The 18,515-nt window shown below is 70.1% G+C and carries 17 protein-coding genes; 5 read left to right on the top strand and 12 right to left on the bottom strand.

All coding sequences use genetic code 11. The annotated features are described in order from the left end of the window. Positions 1-5 precede the first annotated feature (5 nt). From AB0J58_RS10130 to AB0J58_RS10120, 3 genes are all read right to left on the bottom strand, one after another. The gene (locus AB0J58_RS10130; protein WP_364212863.1) at positions 6-881 is read right to left on the bottom strand and encodes an N-acetylmuramoyl-L-alanine amidase; all 876 of its coding nucleotides are present in this window, start codon (positions 879-881) and stop codon (positions 6-8) included. Between the two features lie 92 nt (positions 882-973). Further along, the gene (locus tag AB0J58_RS10125) at positions 974-1,222 is read right to left on the bottom strand and encodes a hypothetical protein (RefSeq protein ID WP_343972710.1); all 249 of its coding nucleotides are present in this window, start codon (positions 1,220-1,222) and stop codon (positions 974-976) included. A 123-nt stretch (positions 1,223-1,345) separates the two neighbouring features. Next, a complete protein-coding gene (locus AB0J58_RS10120) occupies positions 1,346-2,326 on the bottom strand; it encodes a LacI family DNA-binding transcriptional regulator (RefSeq protein ID WP_343972713.1) in 981 nt (326 codons plus the stop codon). A gap of 240 nt (positions 2,327-2,566) precedes the next feature. Between AB0J58_RS10120 and AB0J58_RS10115 the strand changes: the two genes are divergently transcribed. Next, entirely contained in the window at positions 2,567-3,256 is a 690-nt protein-coding gene (locus tag AB0J58_RS10115) for a TetR/AcrR family transcriptional regulator (RefSeq protein WP_364212860.1), read from the top strand. A gap of 136 nt (positions 3,257-3,392) precedes the next feature. Here the strand turns inward: AB0J58_RS10115 and bldC are convergent, their stop codons facing one another. Together bldC and AB0J58_RS10105 are read right to left on the bottom strand one after the other, a co-directional pair. Continuing rightward, positions 3,393-3,596, bottom strand: a complete 204-nt coding sequence (gene bldC / locus AB0J58_RS10110) for a developmental transcriptional regulator BldC (RefSeq protein ID WP_013133571.1) — start codon at positions 3,594-3,596, stop codon at positions 3,393-3,395. Positions 3,597-3,914: 318 nt separating this feature from the next. After that, on the bottom strand, positions 3,915-4,772 hold the full coding sequence (locus tag AB0J58_RS10105) for a hypothetical protein (protein ID WP_343972719.1): 858 nt from the start codon (positions 4,770-4,772) through the stop codon (positions 3,915-3,917). Positions 4,773-5,013: 241 nt separating this feature from the next. On the opposite strand from AB0J58_RS10105, the gene AB0J58_RS10100 reads away from it, so the two are divergent. Together AB0J58_RS10100 and AB0J58_RS10095 are read left to right on the top strand one after the other, a co-directional pair. Then, positions 5,014-6,117, top strand: coding sequence for a Glu/Leu/Phe/Val dehydrogenase dimerization domain-containing protein (locus AB0J58_RS10100; protein ID WP_364212857.1), 1,104 nt, complete (start codon positions 5,014-5,016; stop codon positions 6,115-6,117). Between the two features lie 150 nt (positions 6,118-6,267). Beyond that, complete coding sequence (locus AB0J58_RS10095; RefSeq protein ID WP_030917477.1) at positions 6,268-6,501, top strand: DUF3073 domain-containing protein; 234 nt, start codon at positions 6,268-6,270, stop codon at positions 6,499-6,501. A 177-nt stretch (positions 6,502-6,678) separates the two neighbouring features. Here the strand turns inward: AB0J58_RS10095 and purM are convergent, their stop codons facing one another. After that, positions 6,679-7,704, bottom strand: coding sequence for a phosphoribosylformylglycinamidine cyclo-ligase (purM, locus tag AB0J58_RS10090; protein WP_364154283.1), 1,026 nt, complete (start codon positions 7,702-7,704; stop codon positions 6,679-6,681). 43 nt (positions 7,705-7,747) lie between these two features. Next, the gene (gene purF / locus AB0J58_RS10085) at positions 7,748-9,193 is read right to left on the bottom strand and encodes an amidophosphoribosyltransferase (protein WP_364212854.1); all 1,446 of its coding nucleotides are present in this window, start codon (positions 9,191-9,193) and stop codon (positions 7,748-7,750) included. A 160-nt stretch (positions 9,194-9,353) separates the two neighbouring features. Here purF and AB0J58_RS10080 point away from each other — a divergent pair, with 160 nt between their 5' ends. Next, on the top strand, positions 9,354-10,340 hold the full coding sequence (locus AB0J58_RS10080) for a hypothetical protein (RefSeq protein WP_364212852.1): 987 nt from the start codon (positions 9,354-9,356) through the stop codon (positions 10,338-10,340). 47 nt (positions 10,341-10,387) lie between these two features. Here AB0J58_RS10080 and AB0J58_RS10075 read toward each other — a convergent pair whose 3' ends face one another. After that, the gene (locus tag AB0J58_RS10075) at positions 10,388-10,843 is read right to left on the bottom strand and encodes a sterol carrier family protein (protein WP_343972856.1); all 456 of its coding nucleotides are present in this window, start codon (positions 10,841-10,843) and stop codon (positions 10,388-10,390) included. A gap of 176 nt (positions 10,844-11,019) precedes the next feature. On the opposite strand from AB0J58_RS10075, the gene AB0J58_RS10070 reads away from it, so the two are divergent. Then, complete coding sequence (locus tag AB0J58_RS10070) at positions 11,020-13,074, top strand: PhoX family phosphatase (RefSeq protein ID WP_364213104.1); 2,055 nt, start codon at positions 11,020-11,022, stop codon at positions 13,072-13,074. Between the two features lie 69 nt (positions 13,075-13,143). Here AB0J58_RS10070 and AB0J58_RS10065 read toward each other — a convergent pair whose 3' ends face one another. The 4 genes from AB0J58_RS10065 to AB0J58_RS10050 all read right to left on the bottom strand — a co-directional run bounded on the left by AB0J58_RS10065 (position 13,144) and on the right by AB0J58_RS10050 (position 18,385). Further along, on the bottom strand, positions 13,144-13,764 hold the full coding sequence (locus AB0J58_RS10065) for a hypothetical protein (RefSeq protein ID WP_364212849.1): 621 nt from the start codon (positions 13,762-13,764) through the stop codon (positions 13,144-13,146). A 192-nt stretch (positions 13,765-13,956) separates the two neighbouring features. Continuing rightward, positions 13,957-15,438 carry an MFS transporter gene (locus tag AB0J58_RS10060; RefSeq protein WP_364212846.1) on the bottom strand — a complete coding sequence of 494 codons (1,482 nt, stop codon included), beginning with the start codon at positions 15,436-15,438 and terminating at the stop codon, positions 13,957-13,959. A 194-nt stretch (positions 15,439-15,632) separates the two neighbouring features. After that, a complete protein-coding gene (locus AB0J58_RS10055; RefSeq protein ID WP_364212843.1) occupies positions 15,633-16,301 on the bottom strand; it encodes a Crp/Fnr family transcriptional regulator in 669 nt (222 codons plus the stop codon). A gap of 35 nt (positions 16,302-16,336) precedes the next feature. Further along, positions 16,337-18,385 carry an adenylate/guanylate cyclase domain-containing protein gene (locus tag AB0J58_RS10050; protein ID WP_364212840.1) on the bottom strand — a complete coding sequence of 683 codons (2,049 nt, stop codon included), beginning with the start codon at positions 18,383-18,385 and terminating at the stop codon, positions 16,337-16,339. Positions 18,386-18,515 lie beyond the last annotated feature (130 nt).

Genomic DNA, 18,515 nt, shown 5'->3' with positions numbered 1-18,515 from the left:
GGGCCTCAGTGGGTCAGGTACTGCTGCAGCCCGTTGGCCAGGGAGAGCGCGATCTTCTGCCGGAACGCCGCCTGCTGGAACTTGGCCGCCTCGGTCGGGTTCTTCATGTTGCCGCACTCGACGAAGATCTTGGGAACCGTGGAGAGGTTCAGTCCGCCGAGGTCGCTGCGGTAGTCCAGGGCGGCCTTGCCGATGTAGGTGGAGTACGACAGGTCGGTGCCGCGCTTCAGGGCGTTGCGCACATCGACGCCGAGCTTCTCGGAGTCCTTGACCACCGGGTCGACCGGGCCGCCGATCTTCTTCGGGATGATCACGTGGAAGCCGTGGTTGGCGGGACCCGACCCGTCGGCGTGGACCGAGATCGCCGCGTTCGCCTTGGCCTTGTTGCCGATCGCGGCCCGCTGGGTGATGCACGGCCCCCAGCCGTTGTTGTTCGCGCGGGTCAGCACCACCTTCGCGCCCCGGCTCTTGAGGATCTTGTCCAGGCGCTGGGAGACGTCCCAGGTGAAGGCGGCCTCGCTGTAGCCGTTCGCGGTGGCGGTGCCGGTGGTGTCGCAGGCCTTCCGCTGGGTCAGCACGTCGACCTGCTTGTTGATCTCCGCGGGGTGGCGGTAGTTCTGCCCGTTGTGACCCGGGTCGATGACCACGATCTTGCCGCTCAACGGCTTGCGGGCCGCGGTGGGAGTGGGTGCGGACCCGCTCGCCGCGCCCGCTGCCAGGCCGGTCGCCTCGCCGGTCGCGGGCTGGGCGGTGGTGGCGGCCGCGGGGACGGGGACGCGATCTTGCCCGGGGTCCGCGCCGCCGGTGGTGCCGCCGCAGGCGGCGGCGCCCAGGCCGCACAGGACAAGGGTCGTCGCGAGTGCTCTGCCGGTCACGCTCATCGCCCCCTGGTAGGTCGTCGACCACCCAACCTACGTGGCGCGACGACATGGCTAGGCCATTGTTGCGATATATACCCGGCTGTCACCTTCTGTTACCAGGCGTGCTCGCCGACCTCCTGCTTCTGCAGGAGCGAGGCGAGTTCCCTGGCGTCCTCGGCGTCGAGTCCGAGGACCACGCGCGGACGCCCCCACGGATGGTCGATCGAATGGGCCACGTAACTGGCCACGGACTCGGCTCCGGCGTCCCCGCCACGGCCCCGGGCGGCCCGCCAGTGCGCCCACGCCCGTTCAAGCTCGGCGGCGGCCCGCTGGGCGCATGACACCAGTTCCGGATCACGCATTGTTACCCCCCTCGTCTCGGCCAGAGTCAACACCGGCGGCACACCGGCGTTCGCGATGTTGACCTGATTTTGGGGAGTTGATGAAGCCTGCCTGGGCGTCCTGTAACGCTCCAGGCAGGCGCTTCAGCGCTCGGTGGCACTCGTGCTGTTCCGTACGACCAGCTGCGGCGCGACCTGGCGCAGGCGTGAGGCCTTGCCGGGGTCGCCGATCCGGTCGTTCAGCAGCGCGGCCGCGGAACGGCCCATGGCGCGGCGGGGCTGGTCCACGGTGGTCAGCGAGATCGGCTGGGTCCCGGCACGGTGGATGTTGTCGTACCCGACCACCGACAGGTCCTCGGGAACCCGCAGGCCCAGTTCGGCGGCGGCGGAGAGCACGCCCATGGCCACCAGATCGTTGGCGGCGAAGATCGCTGTGGGCCGGGGGTCGCGGGTGAGCAGGCTGTGCGCGGCCCGCGCGCCGCCCTCCTCGCTGGAGGCCCCCTCCTCGACCATGATGTACGGGGCCAGGGAGTGCCTGCGCATCGCGACCAGGTAACCCTCGCACCGGAAGCGCCCGGAGGAGATGCCCGAGGCCTCTATGTGGGCGATTCGGCGGTGGCCGAGCTCCACGAGATGGTCGACGGCCAGACGGGCGCCGAGTTGGTCGTCGTCGACGACGATGTCCACGCCGCCGAGGTCGATGTCGCGCTCGCCCACCACGACCGTGGGCGTGTAGCCGGTGGCCTCGATGAGCGTCCCGCTGGTGGGCGCGATGCCGAGCAGGACGAGCCCGTCGACGCGCAGTTCGAGGAACGCCTCGACCGCCTCGTCCTCGAAGGCGGGGTCCCACTGGCTGTTGCCGATGAGGAGCCTCAGCCCGTCGCCGTGCAGGCTCTCCTGCAGGCCGTCCAGGAACTCGGCGTAGAACGGGTTGTGCAGGTCGGCGACGAGCGCCCCGACCAGGTGGGTACGGCCCTCGACCAGGCTGCGCGCGACCGCGTTGGGCCGGTAGCCGAGGTCTCTGGCCGCCTGGAGCACGGCCTGCCTGCGATGCTCGCTGACGTGTGGCGATCCGCGCAGGACGAGCGACACCAGTGATTTGGAGACACCGGCGCGTTCGGCCACATTGCGGATCGTGGGTCTCGGGCGTGGTCCGCAGCCGTCGGATAAGACGGGCTCGGCGAACCCGCGGGCTCGGGTGACGGTGGTGTTGACCGGCGGTCCTGACATGGCTCTCCCCCGCGATGGTGGATGGGCACCTGTCACTCAAAACGATCGAGTTCCGAATGGGGTACGGCCTCCGGGGTAGGGAACTCCGATCTTGACCTCAACGCCGTGCGTACCGACTCCGATAGTCTTCACGGTGTGGGTTCGACATCCGGAGCCGCCGAACAGGCGAAACCTGCGGCGGGTGACGCGCGGCCGGCGCGGCGCAGGCTCAGCGTGGACCGGCGTCGTGAGGAGCTCATGGCGGCGGCCCTGGAGTTGTTCAGCAGGCGAGACGCGGAAGACGTGTCGATCGACGACGTGGCCTCCGCGGCCGGCGCGTCGCGGGCTCTGGTCTACCACTACTTCGGCGGCAAGCAGGAGCTCTACGTCGCCGCGCTGAAAAGCGCCGCGGCCCAGTTGGAGGCAAGGCTCAAGCCCCATGAGAACGGCCGTCCGCTGGACGAGCTGGCCGGCGGCCTCACCCGGTACTTCGACTTCGTGGAGGAGCACGCGGCGGGTTTCGCCGCGCTGCTCAGGGGCGGTCCCGCCAACCGCAGCGGCGACATCGGGGAGATCGTCGACTCGGTCAGGAACCGGCTGTTCTTACTGATCATGAAGCAGATGCGGGTCGAGGAGCCCGGCCCCGCGCTCCGCATCACGCTGCGTTCCTGGATCGCCTCCGTCGAGACCGCGGGCCTCGACTGGCTGGAGCACCGCGACATCGAGCGGCCGGCCCTGGAGCGCATGCTGGTCGACCACATGGTGGCGCTGCTCGGCGTGGCGGCCAAGCACGACCCGCAGGTCGGCGAGTTGCTGGACAACCTGCTCCGGGACCAGACGAGCTGATCGGTCCGGGGAAGCCGTCGGACATGTGGTTGGGGCGGCGCCGGGCGGGCGACGCCGCTCCCCATAAACCTGTGTGGCCTACGCGCTCACAGGGTGAGCGCGCACCAATCCCCCTAGGTCAGTGACGGCCCCCGTCTTACTCTGAGCGCTGCTGCGGAATCCCCGCGAGCAGCGCGCGAACCTCGGTCTCCCGGTACCGGCGGTGTCCACCCAGGGTGCGGATGGACGTCAACTTGCCCGCCTTCGCCCACCGGGTCACGGTCTTGGGATCGACGCGGAACATGGTTGCGACCTCCGCCGGGGTGAGCAGCGGCTCTGCCTCGGGTGTACGAGCTGACATTTGTGCGGCCTCTCCTCCATGTGGACCGGCGACAGCGATCCTGCGACTTGACGCTTGTCACGGATGTCCGCCTATGGCCATTGCGTGCGGCAGTTTGGGCCATATACGGCATCACCCGATGTGACCATACAGCCACGTAGAGCGATTGGCGAGTCTTTGAGTGACTCATCTCTCTTGTGCACGTGTTGTTGTCACGCTCGGTGATTCTAGCGACACGTTTCGTGGTATCGCAGTGAAAACGGCAAACTACTCAGTTCGTAGGTGCATCCCCGGTCATCGACGGACCTACTTACGCAGGTCGAAGGGATGATTTGCGAGTCAGTTTGCTGATTCGAGAAGTTGTATTGATCGCCAGCGGAGGATGACGCGCTGGTACATGGCGAACGCCAGTTCTTCCTCGCCTTTTTCCAGACCCGTCAGCGCCGCCGCGAGCTCCGCCACGGACTCGTCGGCCTGGAGCGTCTCGTCGTCCATGAGGTTGACGATGCCGCCGTAGTCGAGCTCGACCAGCGAATGCGGGTGGAACTCCTCCAGCCAGCGCGCCACGTCCTCGACCTCGGCGGTGATCGAGACCTCGCCGACCTGTCTCCTGATGATCTGCAGGGCGCGGGCGCTGCGGCGCCTGGCATGGGCCATGGAGGTGACGTAGATCAGATTGCGCGTGGTGGTCGTGCCCCCCTGGCTCCCGTCGCCGTCGATGACCAGCCAGCGCTCGTTGCCGTCGAAGGGGACGAACCACGAGGTCGGAACGTGCCAGGTGGAGCCGCGGATGTGCGTGCGCAGCGCGGCCGAGTCGGTACGGCGCTTGAACCGGTCGAAGTCGTCGGCGGTCTGCGCCGCGACGGCGGGTGGGACGAACCGCTCCATCAGCTTGGGCGGGGTCGTCCCGCGGAAGCGTGAGAAGGCCAGCCACGACCTCAGCCTGCTCTGCCATGGGCAGACGTACAGGACCTCCTCCACGCGCCTCAGATAGGCGTTGGGGCTCTCCTGGGCGGGTGCCGGGGCCGGTGGGATCCCCAGGAGGCGCCGCACCGCCTCGCCGTGCTCGGCGTGCAGGGCGCCGGCGCGGCGCGGTCGGTCGGCCGCCTCGGCGTAGGCGGCCCACGAGACGCGCTCCGCGGGGGTGAACGCGACCAGTGGCTCGTAGACGCGGAGGTACGCGGCGTAGGGCAACACGTCCGCATCGTGTCACGAACGGCGGGCCGCTGTCCGTACCGGACCGGCTTTCGTGGCCGCGGCCCCGGGACCCGACCGTCTCGAACGCGGGAGCCGCGGCGACCGCGGCGAGGCGGCGCGTCCGCCCGGTCGAACGTGATGAGACCTTCGCGTGAGTCGTCCCGCCGCGGGCTTGTGGCTACGCTGAAGGTGATCTCCGCCGCGACGGAGCGGCGGGAACGGACGACTGGGAGTCACCACAGTGACCGACGTCTTCGGGCTGTCCCACAAGGACGCGGGCCCGGTAACCGGCCAGAACAGGCACGAGCAGGTCGTTTTCTGCTCCGATGAGCGCAGTGGCCTGCGGGCCATCATCGCCATCCACAACACGGCCCTGGGCCCAGGCCTGGGCGGCACCAGGTTCTATCCCTACGAGAGCGAGCAGGCCGCGCTGGCGGACGTGCTCAATCTCTCACGGGCGATGGCCTACAAGAACGCCCTGGCGGGACTCGACCTCGGTGGCGGCAAGGCCGTCATCATCGGCGACCCGGCGAAGGACAAGAGCGAGGCGCTGCTGCGCGCCTACGGCCGGTTCGTCCAGTCGCTCGGGGGCCGCTACTACACCGCGTGTGACGTCGGCACCTACAGCGAGGACATGGACGTCGTGGCCCGCGAGAGCTCCTACGTGACCGGCCGGACGCCGGCCAACGGCGGAGCCGGGGACTCGTCGATCCTGACCGCCTACGGCGTTTTCCAGGGCATGCGCGCCGCCGCCGAGTACGCCTACGGCACGCCGACGCTGCGCGGCAGGCGCGTCGGTGTCGAGGGCGTGGGCAAGGTCGGCCACCGCCTGGTCGGCCACCTGGTCGAGGAGGGCGCCGAGGTCGTGATCTGCGACGTGAGCGAGGCGGCCGTGGCACGGCTGCTGCGGCGCCACCCGCGGGTGGAGGTGGTCGCCGACCGGCTGGAGCTCACCGGGTCCGACATCGACGTCTACGCGCCGTGCTCCCTCGGCGGAGCGCTGGACGACGAGACGGTGGCCCGCCTGCGCGCCACGATCGTCTGCGGCGGGGCCAACAACCAGCTGGCCCACCCCGGCGTGGAGAAGCAGCTCGCCGACCGGGGAATCCTCTACGCGCCCGACTACCTGGTCAACTCCGGCGGGGTGATCCAGGTCGCGGACGAGATCGCCGGGTTCAACATGGACCGGGCGCGGGCAAAGGCCACCCAGATCTACGACACGACTCTTAAGATCTTCTCCACCGCGGCGGAGGACGGCATCCCTCCGGCTGTCGCAGCCGATAGGCTGGCTGAGCGAAGAATGTCGGAAGTCGGGCGAATTAGGGGCATTTGGCTGGGCCACTAGCCCCACACGCCCATACGGCGTACCGAGCCGGGCGTAAAACGGGTACGGTTGTAGGCGAACGAGAGCTGGCGCCTCAAGTCAGGTGGCGTCAGTGCGTGGTGCGTTAGCGACGAGGGGTCGGGCACGACCCCACACGAGGGGGTCGAGCCAATGGGGCGCGGCCGAGCAAAGGCCAAGCAGGTCAAGGTTGCTCGCCAGCTGAAGTACAACAGCGGTGGCACTGATCTTGAGCGTCTTCGCGACGAGCTCGGAGTCAGAGACGACTCCAACCACAACGACGACTCCAACGACGCCTACGACGAGCTGGCGGATCGGTACGCCGATTACGCCGATGACTTCGGCTCCAAGGATGACCGCGACGACGGGACATCCGGGCGCCGCTAGGCGGGTTTCGGTTTGACGGTGAGCGGGGCACCCGGCGGTGAGCACAGAGCCGCAGGGTGTCCCTCTCGCTGGGAGTCGACAATATGCGGCGCTCCGGTGGTCCGGGGCGCTTTTCGTGGTACTCGACTCACCCGGGACTTTCCCCGCCCCGGCCCGGGGCGGGGAAAGTCCATCGGGTCATCGGAAACGTGCCTGGCCGGAGCCCTCGACGATCTCGCCGAGCACCCAGGCCGGAAGGTCGCGCTCGCCGAGCAGCGCCAGGGCGGGCCGCACGGCCTCCGCGGCGACGATCGCGGTCATGCCCACGCCCAGGTTGAACGTGCGGTCCATGTCGGCCTGAGCCACCCGGCCGTGTCCGGCGAGCACCTCGAAGACGGCGGGCGGGGTCCATGACGAGCGGTCGAGCAGCGCGTCCAGCCCGTCGGGCAGCGAACGGGCCAGATTGCTCGCCAGGCCGCCGCCCGTGATGTGCGCGTACGCGTGGACGTCGACCGTGCGGGCCAGCTCCAGGCAGTCGAGTGAGTAGATCCTGGTCGGCTCCAGCAACTCCTCGCCCAGGGTCCGGCCCAGTTCGGGAAGCTCGGCCTCCAGCGACAGCCCGGCCCGGTCGATGATGTGCCGGACCAGCGAGTAGCCGTTGGAGTGCACGCCGGAGGAGGCCAGCGCGAGGACCACGTCGCCCTCGCGGACCCTGTCCCGGCCGAGCATCCGGTCGGCCTCCACCACGCCGGTGGCGGCGCCCGCGAGGTCGTACTCGTCGGCGCCCATGGCTCCGGGGTGCTCGGCGGTCTCCCCGCCGATGAGGGCGCAGCCCGCCAGGCGGCAGCCCTCGGCGATGCCGCCCACGATCTCGGCGATCCGTTCGGGAACGACCTTGCCGCAGGCGATGTAGTCGGTCATGAACAGCGGCTCGGCGCCGCAGACCACCAGGTCGTCCACGACCATGCCGACCAGGTCGAGGCCGATCGTGTCGTGCTTGCCCAGCCGCTGGGCCAGCATGACCTTGGTGCCGACGCCGTCGGTCGACGTGGTGAGCAGCGGCCGCCGGTACGACAGCAGGGCCGAGGCGTCGAAGAGGCCGGCGAAGCCGCTGGCGTCGTCCACGACCTCGGGCCGCCGGGACCGCGCGACCTTCGATCTCATCAGCTCGACGGCGCGCTCACCCGCGTCGATGTCCACTCCTGCGGCCGCGTAGCTGGTCATGGGGCCTCTCTCGTCGGCCGGGCGGTCTGACTGCCTGACCTGCTCAATGCTTGGCCTCCAGCACGTATTTGCCCACGTTGTCCTGGTCGATCGGGATCGGGTAGTCACCGTCGAAGCAGGCGCGGCAGAGCCGGTCGGCGGGGATCGTGGTGGCCTCGGTCAGGCCCTCCAGCGAGATGTATCCGAGCGAGTCGGCGCCGAGCGAGGCGCGGATCTCCTCCACGCTGAGCGAACCGGCGATCAGCTCGGCCCGGGTGGCGAAGTCGATGCCGTAGAAGCACGGCCAGCTGACCGGCGGAGAGGAGATCCGGACGTGCACCTCCCTGGCGCCCGCCTCGCGCAGCATCTTGACGATCGCCCGCTGGGTGTTGCCCCGGACGATCGAGTCGTCCACGACGACCAGGCGCTTGCCGGCGACGACCTCCTTCAGCGGGTTGAGCTTCAGGCGGATGCCCAGCTGGCGGATCGTCTGGGACGGCTGGATGAAGGTCCGGCCCACGTAGGAGTTCTTGACCAGGCCCTGGCCGTACGGGATCCCGCTCTCCTCGGCGTAGCCGACGGCGGCGGGGGTGCCCGACTCGGGCGTGGGGATGACCAGGTCGGCCTCGACCGGGTGCTCGCGGGCCAGCATGCGGCCGATCTCGACGCGCGTGGTCTGCACGCCGCGCCCGGCGATCGTGGTGTCCGGACGGGCCAGGTAGACGTACTCGAACAGGCAGCCCTTGGGTTCGGCGAGCGCGAACTTGCGCGAGCGCACGCCGCGCTCGTCGATGGTGATCAGCTCACCCGGTTCGATCTCGCGGACGAACGTGGCGCCCACGATGTCCAGGGCCGCGGTCTCGGAGGCGACCACCCAGCCGCGCTCCAGGCGTCCCAGGACCAGCGGGCGGACGCCCTGGGGGTCACGGGCCGCGTAAAGTGTCCGCTCGTCCATGAAGACGAGCGAGTAGGCGCCCCTGACCTGCGGAAGAAGCTCGGCGGCCGCGTCGTCGATGGACTGGGTGCGATCCTGGGCCAGCAGCGACGTCAGCACTTCGGTGTCGGTGGTCGCCCGGGTGGAACCCGGGGCCAGACGCCTGGCCAGCACCGGGGTGTTGATCAGGTTTCCGTTGTGGGCGAGCGCGAGCCCGCCGCCCTCGGTCGAGCTCAGCGTCGGCTGCGCGTTCTCCCAGACGCTCGACCCGGTCGTCGAGTAGCGGCAGTGACCGATCGCCAGGTGGCCGCGGAGGGTGCCGAGCACGGACTCGTCGAAGACCTGGGAGACCAGTCCCATGTCCTTGTAGACGAGGATCCTGCTGCCCTCGCTGACCGCGATGCCCGCGGACTCCTGACCGCGGTGCTGTAACGCGTACAGTCCGTAGTAGGTGAGTTTGGAGACTTCCTCCCCAGGAGCCCAGACCCCGAAGACGCCACATGCGTCCTTCGGAGGCCGGTCGTGGGGGTCAAGGTCATGGCTCAGATGGCCGTCGCCCTTCAACACATGCTTCATTCTAGGTCGGCTTCTTCCCTGCTCGCACCTAGGGTCCGTTCCGTGGCATGTCGCACCCTGACCGAACGATCATCGGTGTTTTACCGTGTCAGCCTGTTTCGTCGGCAGGTGACAGGGGAGTGTGAGATATCCGGCATGCCCAAGCGTCGGGAGAATAGACGTGACAACACCTGTGGACCCGAACCAGCCCGATCCGCGGCGGGAGCCGTGGCAGGAGCCGGATCCCGAGTCGCCCGTGCCCGGCCCCGGCGAGGCGCCGTCCCCCGTTCCCGAGGAGCCGAGGGTGCCGCCGCATCCGGACACGCCGGTCGCGCCGGAGATCCCCCCGCCTGACCAGGCCGGCGATCCGGACGCTCCGCAGGGGGACGAGACACCGGAGTCCGGTGGGCGGGAGCGGGAAGTGCCCTCGCCGGAGGAACGGCCGCCGCACCCCGCGCCCGGTACCACGCCCGCCGCGTATCCCGGCTGGGAGAGCACCTCGGAGGCTCAGGGCGGTCCTGACCAGCCCGGCCCCGCCCAGCCCTCGCGCTACGAACCGCCTGAGCCCGCCGAGGAGCCCGCGGCCCGGCCTCGACCCCCCGAGTCCACCGAGCCCGCCCCCGGCACCCCTCAGCCGGGCTATTCGGGCCGGCCCGGCTACGGGGAGCAGCCGAGATACGGGGAGGCTCAGCAGGCCGGGCAGCCCTACGGAGGTCCCGGCCCGCAGCCGCCGTCCGCGGAAGGCCCCTACCAGCCGCCGTCCGCGGCGGGTCCCTACCAGCCGCCGTACCCGCCGCCTGGCACGCCCGCCTATCCGGGCGCCACGCCCTACCCGGGGTATCCGGGTGAGGACCGCAGGCAGGGCGAGGGGCTCGGCACCGCCGCACTCGTGCTCGGGATCGTGGCCATCGTGTCGCTCGTCATCTGCGGCTTCGGCGTGCTGGTGGCGATTGTCGGTCTGATCGTCGGGATCGTCGCGCTCGTCAAGAAGTCCGCCCCGGGCAGGGCATGGGTGGGCATAGTGCTGAGCGCCCTCACTCTGATCGTCGCCGCGGTGTTCCTGAGCTGGCTCTACAGCAAGATCGGTGACTGCGCCAACCTGCCACCGGAGCTGCAGCAGCGCTGCATCGAGGACAGGTTCGGCGTTCGGCTCCGCCCCACCCCCTGAGGGGCGGCGAGCCCCCCGGGGAGGCCCGCGCCGGGGAACGGCGAGGGCTATCGCAGCGGCAGGTGCTCCGACAGGTCGGCGCGGGCTCCGCTCGCCGCGACCTTACCGGCGGCCATCGCCGCGGGCCAGGTCAGACGGCCGGTGGCCAGGTCCAGCCAGGTGCGCGCGTCGGTCTCCACCACGTTGGGCGGGGTGCCTCGGGTGTGCCGGGGACCCGCCACGCACTGCACCGCCGCGTAGGGCGGGACCCGGACCTCGACGGTCCGGCCGGGAGCGGCCGTCGCCAGCCTGTCCAGCAGATGCCGTACGGCGAAGCGGGTGATCTCCCGTTCCGGGCGGATCTCGCGCTCGAAGGCTCGCAGCACCACGCTCACGCAGGCGTCCAGCAGCGCCGCGACCCCGGTGGGACCGTCGTAGGGCGGCTCGTCGAGGGAGCTCAGCTGGGTGTCGAGGGCGGCGTGAACCTTGGCGGGGTCGGGCTTGTAAGGCGGCACGCCCTCCATGATGCCCGCCGGAGCGGGCTGTTCCGACGACAGGACGCCGCCGAACTGCCCGCTTCCGGTGACGGCCGGAGAACGGTTCACCGTCCCGGCAAATGTCGTTCACCTCGGGTTCGGCCGGCGCACGTAGCGTCCGGGCGGTAAGACCCCACCCCTTTTTGGAGGCCCCTGTGGCGAACATGTCGCCGCGCCGCCTGCTGCCCCTGCTCACGAGCCCTCACAAGGGTGGCCGCAGTGCGCTCACCTGCCGGTTCCGTTGCGGTGACCAGTGCGCCCACGATGTGACGAACACCAGTGACAACACCTACTTCGGCGACGTGGTCGCCGAGGCGATGACCCGGCGCGGGGTGCTGCGCGCGGGCGCCCTGGGCGCCGTCGTCGCCGGGGTGGGGGTCGGTACGGCGCTCCCGGCCGTCGCCGATCCGGGCCGGGGGGCGAAGGCCCCCGGCCGGAAGGACGGCCCGCGCTTCACCGCCATCGCGCCGAACACCGACGACAGGGTGACGGTCCCCGCGGGCTACCTGTCGGCGGTCGTGGTGGGCTGGGGTGACCCGGTGCTGCCCGGCGCTCCGGCGTTCGACTTCGAGAACCAGACGGCCGCCGCGCAGGCTAAGCAGTTCGGCTACAACTGCGACTACGTGACGCTCTTCCAGCTGGGGCAGCACCGTGGCCTGCTCTGGGTCAACCACGAGTACACCGACGAGAACCTGATGTTCCGCGGTTACACGGACGGCACCGCCGCGACGGAGGAGCAGATCAGGATCGCGATGGCCGCGCACGGCGGCTCGGTGGTCGAGGTCGAGCGGGTGGGCGCCTCCGGCCGGTGGAGGCTGGTGACCAAGGGGCCCCGTCGCTACAACCGTCGCATCACCGTGCAAACCCAGATGAGGTTCACCGGCCCGGCGGCCGGCAGCGACCTGCTGAAGACCGCGGCCGACCCGAAGGGCACCACGCCGGTCGGCATGCTGAACAACTGCGCGGGCGGCACCACGCCGTGGGGCACGGTGCTCAGCGGCGAGGAGAACTTCAACCAGTACTTCGTCAACGGCAACGGCGTGCCCGAGGCGCAGAAGCCCTACCTCACCCGGTACGGGGTGAGCGCCACGACGGGCATCCCGAGTGGAAACCGCAGGTTCGACCGGGTCGAGGAACGGTTCGACCTGGCGAAACACCCGAACGAGATCAACCGTACCGGCTGGATCGTGGAGATCGACCCGTTCGATCCGGACTCCACCCCGATCAAGCGCACCGCCCTGGGCAGGCTGGCCCACGAGGGTGCCACCACCTCCCTGGCCGCCGACGGCCGGGTGGTGGCCTACATGGGGGACGACTCCCGGTTCGAGTACGTCTACAAGTTCGTCTCCAGGAAGCGCTACATTCCCGGCTTCGACCGGAACAACCGGGACCTGCTGGACGACGGCACGCTGTACGTGGCCAGATTCACCGGAGACAGCCCCGCCACCGAGATCGACGGCACCGGCGGGCTCCCGGCCGACGGGCAGTTCGACGGCTCGGGCGAGTGGATCCCGCTGGTCACCGGTGACGTCTCGCACGTCCCGGGGATGACGGCCGCGGAGGTGCTCGTCCACACCCGGGTGGCGGCCGACAAGGTCGGGGCGACCAAGATGGACCGCCCCGAGGACGTGGAGCGCAACCCCGTCACCGGTGGCGTCTACGTGGCGCTGACCAACAACACCAACCGGACTCCGGCCCAGGTGGACGAGGCCAACCCGCGCCCGGCGAACAAGCACGGTCACATCCTGGAGATCGTCGAGCGGCGGAACGACGCCGGGGCCACGACCTTCGCCTGGTCCCTGCCGCTGGTCTGCGGTGACCCGAACGACCCCGCGACCTACTTCGCCGGGTTCGACAAGACCAAGGTCTCGGCGATCTCCTGCCCGGACAACGTGGCCTTCGACGCCGACGGCAACCTCTGGATCTCCACGGACGGCAGCCAGCTCGGTGCCCACGACGGCCTGTTCGTCATGCCGGTCCGCGGTTCCGAGCGCGGCCACCTCAAGCAGTTCCTGAGCGTGCCGGTCGGCGCGGAGACCTGCGGCCCGCTGGTCAGCGCGGACCAGCGCAGCGTCTTCGTGGCCGTGCAACACCCCGGCGAGACCAACGGCGCCACCCCCGAGGCTCCCAGCAGCCACTGGCCGGACGGCGGCACCGCACAGCCCCGCCCGTCCGTCGTGGTCGCCTGGCACGCGAAGGGCGGCAAGATCGGCTCTTGACCCCCGTTCCCGCTCTCCGGTGGCTCAGGTGAGAGCCACCGGGGGCGGCACCCGGTCAGCGGTGGATCGTCAGTCGAAGAACTGCCAGATGCTGAACCTTCGTACGTAGAGCGGGGCGAAGGCCCGGCCGGTCACCCGGATCCGCCTGATCCGGGTTTTCTTGTTCATCGTGACCTTCACGCACTTCAGGCAGGCCCCGTGGGGTCCGGGCAGGGCGAAGTAGGAGATGGACGCGCTGCGGTGCACCAGTCCCCGGTCGGAGAGTCCCATCCCGATCTCCCGGTAGAGACGGTTCGACCCCTTCAGGTTGAACGCGGTGGAGCCGACGAGCGCGTGGTTCGACGAGGGAGGGCAGTGCACGAATATCCGGACATGGCTGGCCTGCCGGGGCCACGGGGGCAGGACGCGGAGCGACGGGACGTTCTTCAGCGCCTTGGGGATGCTGTTTCTCCCTCCTATGGGAGGAATTGACACCTTCTGGTGGTTTTTGGTGGTGACGGTGGCCGTGGTGTTGGCTGTGGCGCTGGACGTCATGGTGGCGCTGGGGGTGGGTGTGGCGCTGGGGGTGGGGGTGGACGTCGCCGTGGCGCTGGGCGTGGGCGTGGGCGTGGGGACGGCATCCGGTTCGATCGGAACGCCCGGACTCATCATGAGAGCGGTGGCCATCCCGATCCGTGTGACGGAACGCATGTGCTCCTCCTGTCGAACACCCGGGTGGCGAGGTGACGCGGGTTTCCGGGGAGGAGAAGGGTGCGGGAGGGCGCCCGACGTCCATCCTGACCGGCGGGCCATCCCCATTATGTCGGCCATGTCGTACGAGGGAGGGAGACACGCTGGTAGGGGGTCATGTCCGAGTATCGAAGCCCGTCGCCGAGCCGCCGATCAGTCGTTCCCGGCCACCTGAAGGGGGCGGCGAGGATAGGCCAGTGCCGCGGCGACGGCCCCGCACAGGGCGACGGTGAACAGCACCGCGTAGGTCCGCTGGAAGCCGGCCATCAGGTGTTCCACGGCGACGGGGGAGAGGCGCGACAGCGTGCCCGCGTACACCTGTCCGCGCAGCTCGGCGCTGACCGATCCGGTCAGCACGCTGAGCGCGAGGGCGACCCCCAGCACGATCCCGACATTCATGATCATAAGCCGGAAGCCGTTCACCACCCCCAGGCTCCCCGCCGGCAGGGCGGCCATGACCTGGGTGGTGTTGCCGGTCAGAAAGGTGCCGCTGCCGCAGCCGCACAGGAACAGGCCGACCCCGATGATCCAGTACGGCGTGGCGGGAGCGGTGTTCAGGAGCAGGACGCCCAGCCCGGCCGCGCTCATCAGGGCGCCCCCCACCGACAGCGCGTACGGCCTGACCCGGCGGCCGAGGGCGCCGGTGACCGGGGAGGCCAGGGCCATGCCGATCGGGACGGGGAGCACGCCCAGGGCCGCGGTGACGGCGTCGATGCCCCTGGCGGCCTGGAAGTAGAGGGCGACCAGCAGGATCAGCGCCGAGCGCGCCAGCGCGTTGCAGAAGGAGGCGAGATTGGCGGAGGCCAGCATGCGCTCGCCGAACAGGCGCACATTGAGTACGGGGTGCGACGCCCGGCGCTCCACCAGGACCAGCATCGGGACCAGTGCCACCGCGATCGCCATGCCGACGGTCACCACGGGGCTGGACAGGCCTCGGGACCCCGCCTCGGACAGTGCGATCAGGGCCGCGGAGAGGGCGGCGAACACGATCAGGTTGCCGAGCGCGTCCACCGGCCTGCGCGCCCCCCGCGGCACCCGGCGCAGCGTGAACGCTCCCCAGACGAGGGCGGTCAGCCCGACCGGTACGTTCACCCAGAAGATCCACTGCCAGCCGGCGGCCTCGGCGATGAGGCCGCCCACGGTGGGGCCGGCGAGCTGGGCGACCGAGAGGGTGCCGATGTAGACGCCCATGCCCTGGCTGAGCCGGTCCGGGGGGAAGGCGTCGGTGATGATCACGGTTCCGTTGGCGAGGACCATCGCGGCTCCGACCGCCTGCACGGTGCGCATCGCGATCAGGAACCAGACGCCGGGGGCGAGCCCGGCCAGCAGTGATCCGACGGTGAACAGGGCGAACCCCGCCAGATAGATCTCCCGCCGGCCGAGCAGGTCGGCCACCCGGCCGAAGAACACCAGCGTCGCGGTGTTGACGAGGAGGAAGGCCAGCAGGACCCAGCCGGCCGCGAACGCGTCCGCGTGAAAGTGCCTGACCACGGTGGGAAGTGCGACGTTCAGCGTGCTGCCGGAGATGCCGATCATGACCATACCGAGGCTGGTGACCGAGCAGACCCGCCACGCGTAGCGGAGTTTGGATAGGTATTCAGGGGATCCGGGCAGGTCCTGGGGGATTGCGACCATGAGTCACAGTCTGACGTACGTTGTACGTTGATCTTGATCCAGGCCCGTCACAGGGCACGTCCATCTCGCTCGCGGCTCGCGTCAGGCCACACCCGGGGCGGACGGCGCTAGGGTGACGGGACACGGCACGCCCACCCGGCTCGCGTCCCGAGCCGGTCCGGGGGCGGTGATCGGCATCGCGGGAGGGGGCGCCCTCAGCGCGCCCGTCTGCGCAGGCCCTCCAAATCGTGGATGATCACACGGCGGCGGCCCGTCTCGATCAGCCCGCGGTCGCGCAGGGAGCGCAACGCCTTGCTGACCGCCTCGCGGGAGGCGCCGGTCCAGCCGGCCAGCTCGTCCTGGGAGAGCGGCAACGTCACCCGGACCCCGCCGTTGGTGGGCTCGCCGTACCGCTCGGCCAGCTCGACCAGCCGGGTGGCCACCCGGCCCGCGGTGTCGAACGCGCCGTACTCGATCCGCTTGCGGTCGGAGTCGCGCATCTTGCCGATCACCATCCGCATGAGCAGCACCGCGACTCTCCCGTGGTCCCGCAGGTAGGCGGGAAAGTCGCGGATCGTGACTCCTTCGACGGGTTCGAGGGCGGTGACCGTGGCGGACCTGGGCAGCCCGTCGATCGCCGCGAACTCGCCGAGCAACGCCCCGGGCCCTCGGATCGCCAGGACCACCTCGCTGCCGATCGCGGTGTGCGAGGACACCTTGACCCGGCCGGACGTCAGGACGACCACCCAGTCGCTCGCATCGCCTTCGGTGAACATCGTCGCGCCCCTGTCCCAGCGCCGGGGACGCCCGGCGGCGTACAGGGCCGCCACCTCATCGCTCGTGAGCGATGTGATGAACTCACCCGGCTCGGGGGAGGAAGTCATAACCACCTCATGGTGATCTCGTACGGCTCCCGGGGCTACCAGAGCCCGGACAGCACGTGGGCGTGGACGGGTCGTTCCCTGCCCTTGAGGTTGAGCGGGCCCAGGGAACGAGTCCGGGCCCGAGGGCCGATCAGGTCGAGGGTGCTCTGGCCGATCACGACACTGCCGGGGTCGGCGATTCCCTCAAGTCTGGCGGCCACGTTGACGCAGTCGCCCATCGCGTTGAAACCGCGAAGCTCGGGGCTGCCGATGTTCCCGACCAGCGCCTCACCGGTGTTGATGCCGATCCTGAAGCGAGGATAGCCGGGCATCCCCGCCGCGATCTCCTCGGCGGCCTCCTGCATCGCCAGGCCCGCCCGCGCCGCGGCGAGGGCATGGTCGGACTGCCTGGCGGGGGCGTTGAACAGTGCGAGCAGCGCGTCACCCACGAACTGCACGATCGTGCCGCCGTTGCCGAGCACGATGGGCACGGCCGCGGTGTGGTAGCGGTTCAGCATCTCGACGATCTCGCCGGGCGCCACCCGCTCGGAGAAGCCGGTGAAGCCCTTCAGGTCGGCGAAGAGCGCGGTCAGCTCCACCAGCTCGCCGCCGAGCGCCGCGGTCTGCGGGTCGGCCAGCAGCGACTGGGCCACGTCCGGTGACATGTACTGCCGAAAGAGGGTCTCCAGCTCGCTGTAGAGGCGGACGTTCTCCAGGGAGATGGACAGCTGACCGGCCAGCATGGCGGCGAGCGCCTCGTCCTGCGGGGTTCTGCCGATCGGCACCTCCAGCGCCCCGGCGAGCCTGCCCTTCACGGTCAGGGGGTGGACGACCTTCCCTTCCAGCCGGATCGGCCGGTCCTCGGGGAAGTCCTTCGGGCCGTACTCCCTGGAGTTCACGGCGACCCGGCCGTTGTCGACCAACCTGATCCGGACGTCTCCGTACGCCTGCCGCACGCGGTCGAGGCTCTGCGCCAGCAGTTCGCGCTCCGGCAGGCCCACGCGGACCTGCCGGCCCACCTCGACCAGCGCGGCGAGCCTGTCGCTCAGTTCCCGCTCGTTGGCCAGCGACTCACCCGCCCGGTCGAGCACCGCCACCTGGGACTCGGTGAGCCCGAACCTGCCCGCCAGCCTGTTCGCGATCGGGACCCTGCTCTCCTGGTTGCGCCGCAGGTGGCCGACGAGTTCCTCCAGGGCGGCCTCGTAGTCGGCTCTGATCCTGCGGACCGTCGCCGACAGCGCCACCGAGTCGAACAGCCCGGCGCTCGTGCCCTCCCGCCGGAACTGAAGGTAGGCGCTGTAGGCGACGAAGAGGAACGCCGTGGTCAGCAGCACGTGCCAGAGCCACCACGACAGGTGCCAGTTGCGGTGGGACAACCCGGCGACCAGGGACTCGGCGAGCAGCGCGTAGGCGGTGATCAGGCTGATCAGCACGACCGCGGGGCGGCTGCGGTGCAGCTGGAACATCATCGCGGCCGCCACCACGTACAGGGCCACCCCGATCCACTCCAGGCCGCCCAGACCGGTGCCCTCGGGGGGCGAGTCGCTCAGCGGGGTCAGGCCCGGCACCAGGCAGGCGATCCCCCAGCCGGTGATCAGGGCGGCCAGGCCGCCGCGCAGCCAGATCTGGCGCCGCAGGACGGTCTCGGCCGCTCGGTCCCCCAGTGAGAGCGCCGATGTGAACGCGAACGCCGAGGCGACGAGGAGGCCCACCGGGTGGGACAGGTCGAACCCGTGGCTCGGGGCGCCCAGGATGATTCCCGGGGTGCTCAGTCCGTGCACCAGGAAGAATCCGGCACTGCTCAGGAAGACCAGGGAGACCAGGAGCAGGCGCGCGTCCGCCCGTCTGGCCGATGCCTCGCTGATCATGAGGCCCAGAACCAGGTTGATCCCGGCGACGGCGGCGATCAACCAGAAGTGGCCAGGGTTGTCCTGCAGAACGATGTTCAGGTCGGGTTTGGCCAGCAGCAGCCAGAGCCCGAGCATGGGCAGCGCCAGATGCAGCGCCCACACCAGGGCGCGGACCGGATGGGTGGCGGGTGGCAGGTACGGTGCCCGTCCGGCGCGGCCCTCGGCGGCCGCGTCTGTCGGGGTGGTGGTCGGCACGGTGGCCTCCGTGTCTGGAGAACCCGGTTGGTTCCCTGTGTTGTTCGTCCACGCCCAGCGGGCGGGTTCCCCCGAACGGCCCGATTATCCCGCACGCGGCCGCTGTCGGCAGGCATCCGGACATTTGTGC

The organism is Streptosporangium sp. NPDC049644 (assembly GCF_040675205.1).
In the GTDB taxonomy this organism is placed as follows: domain Bacteria; phylum Actinomycetota; class Actinomycetes; order Streptosporangiales; family Streptosporangiaceae; genus Streptosporangium; species Streptosporangium fukuiense.
This window is presented reverse-complemented; position numbering and strand designations above follow the sequence as displayed.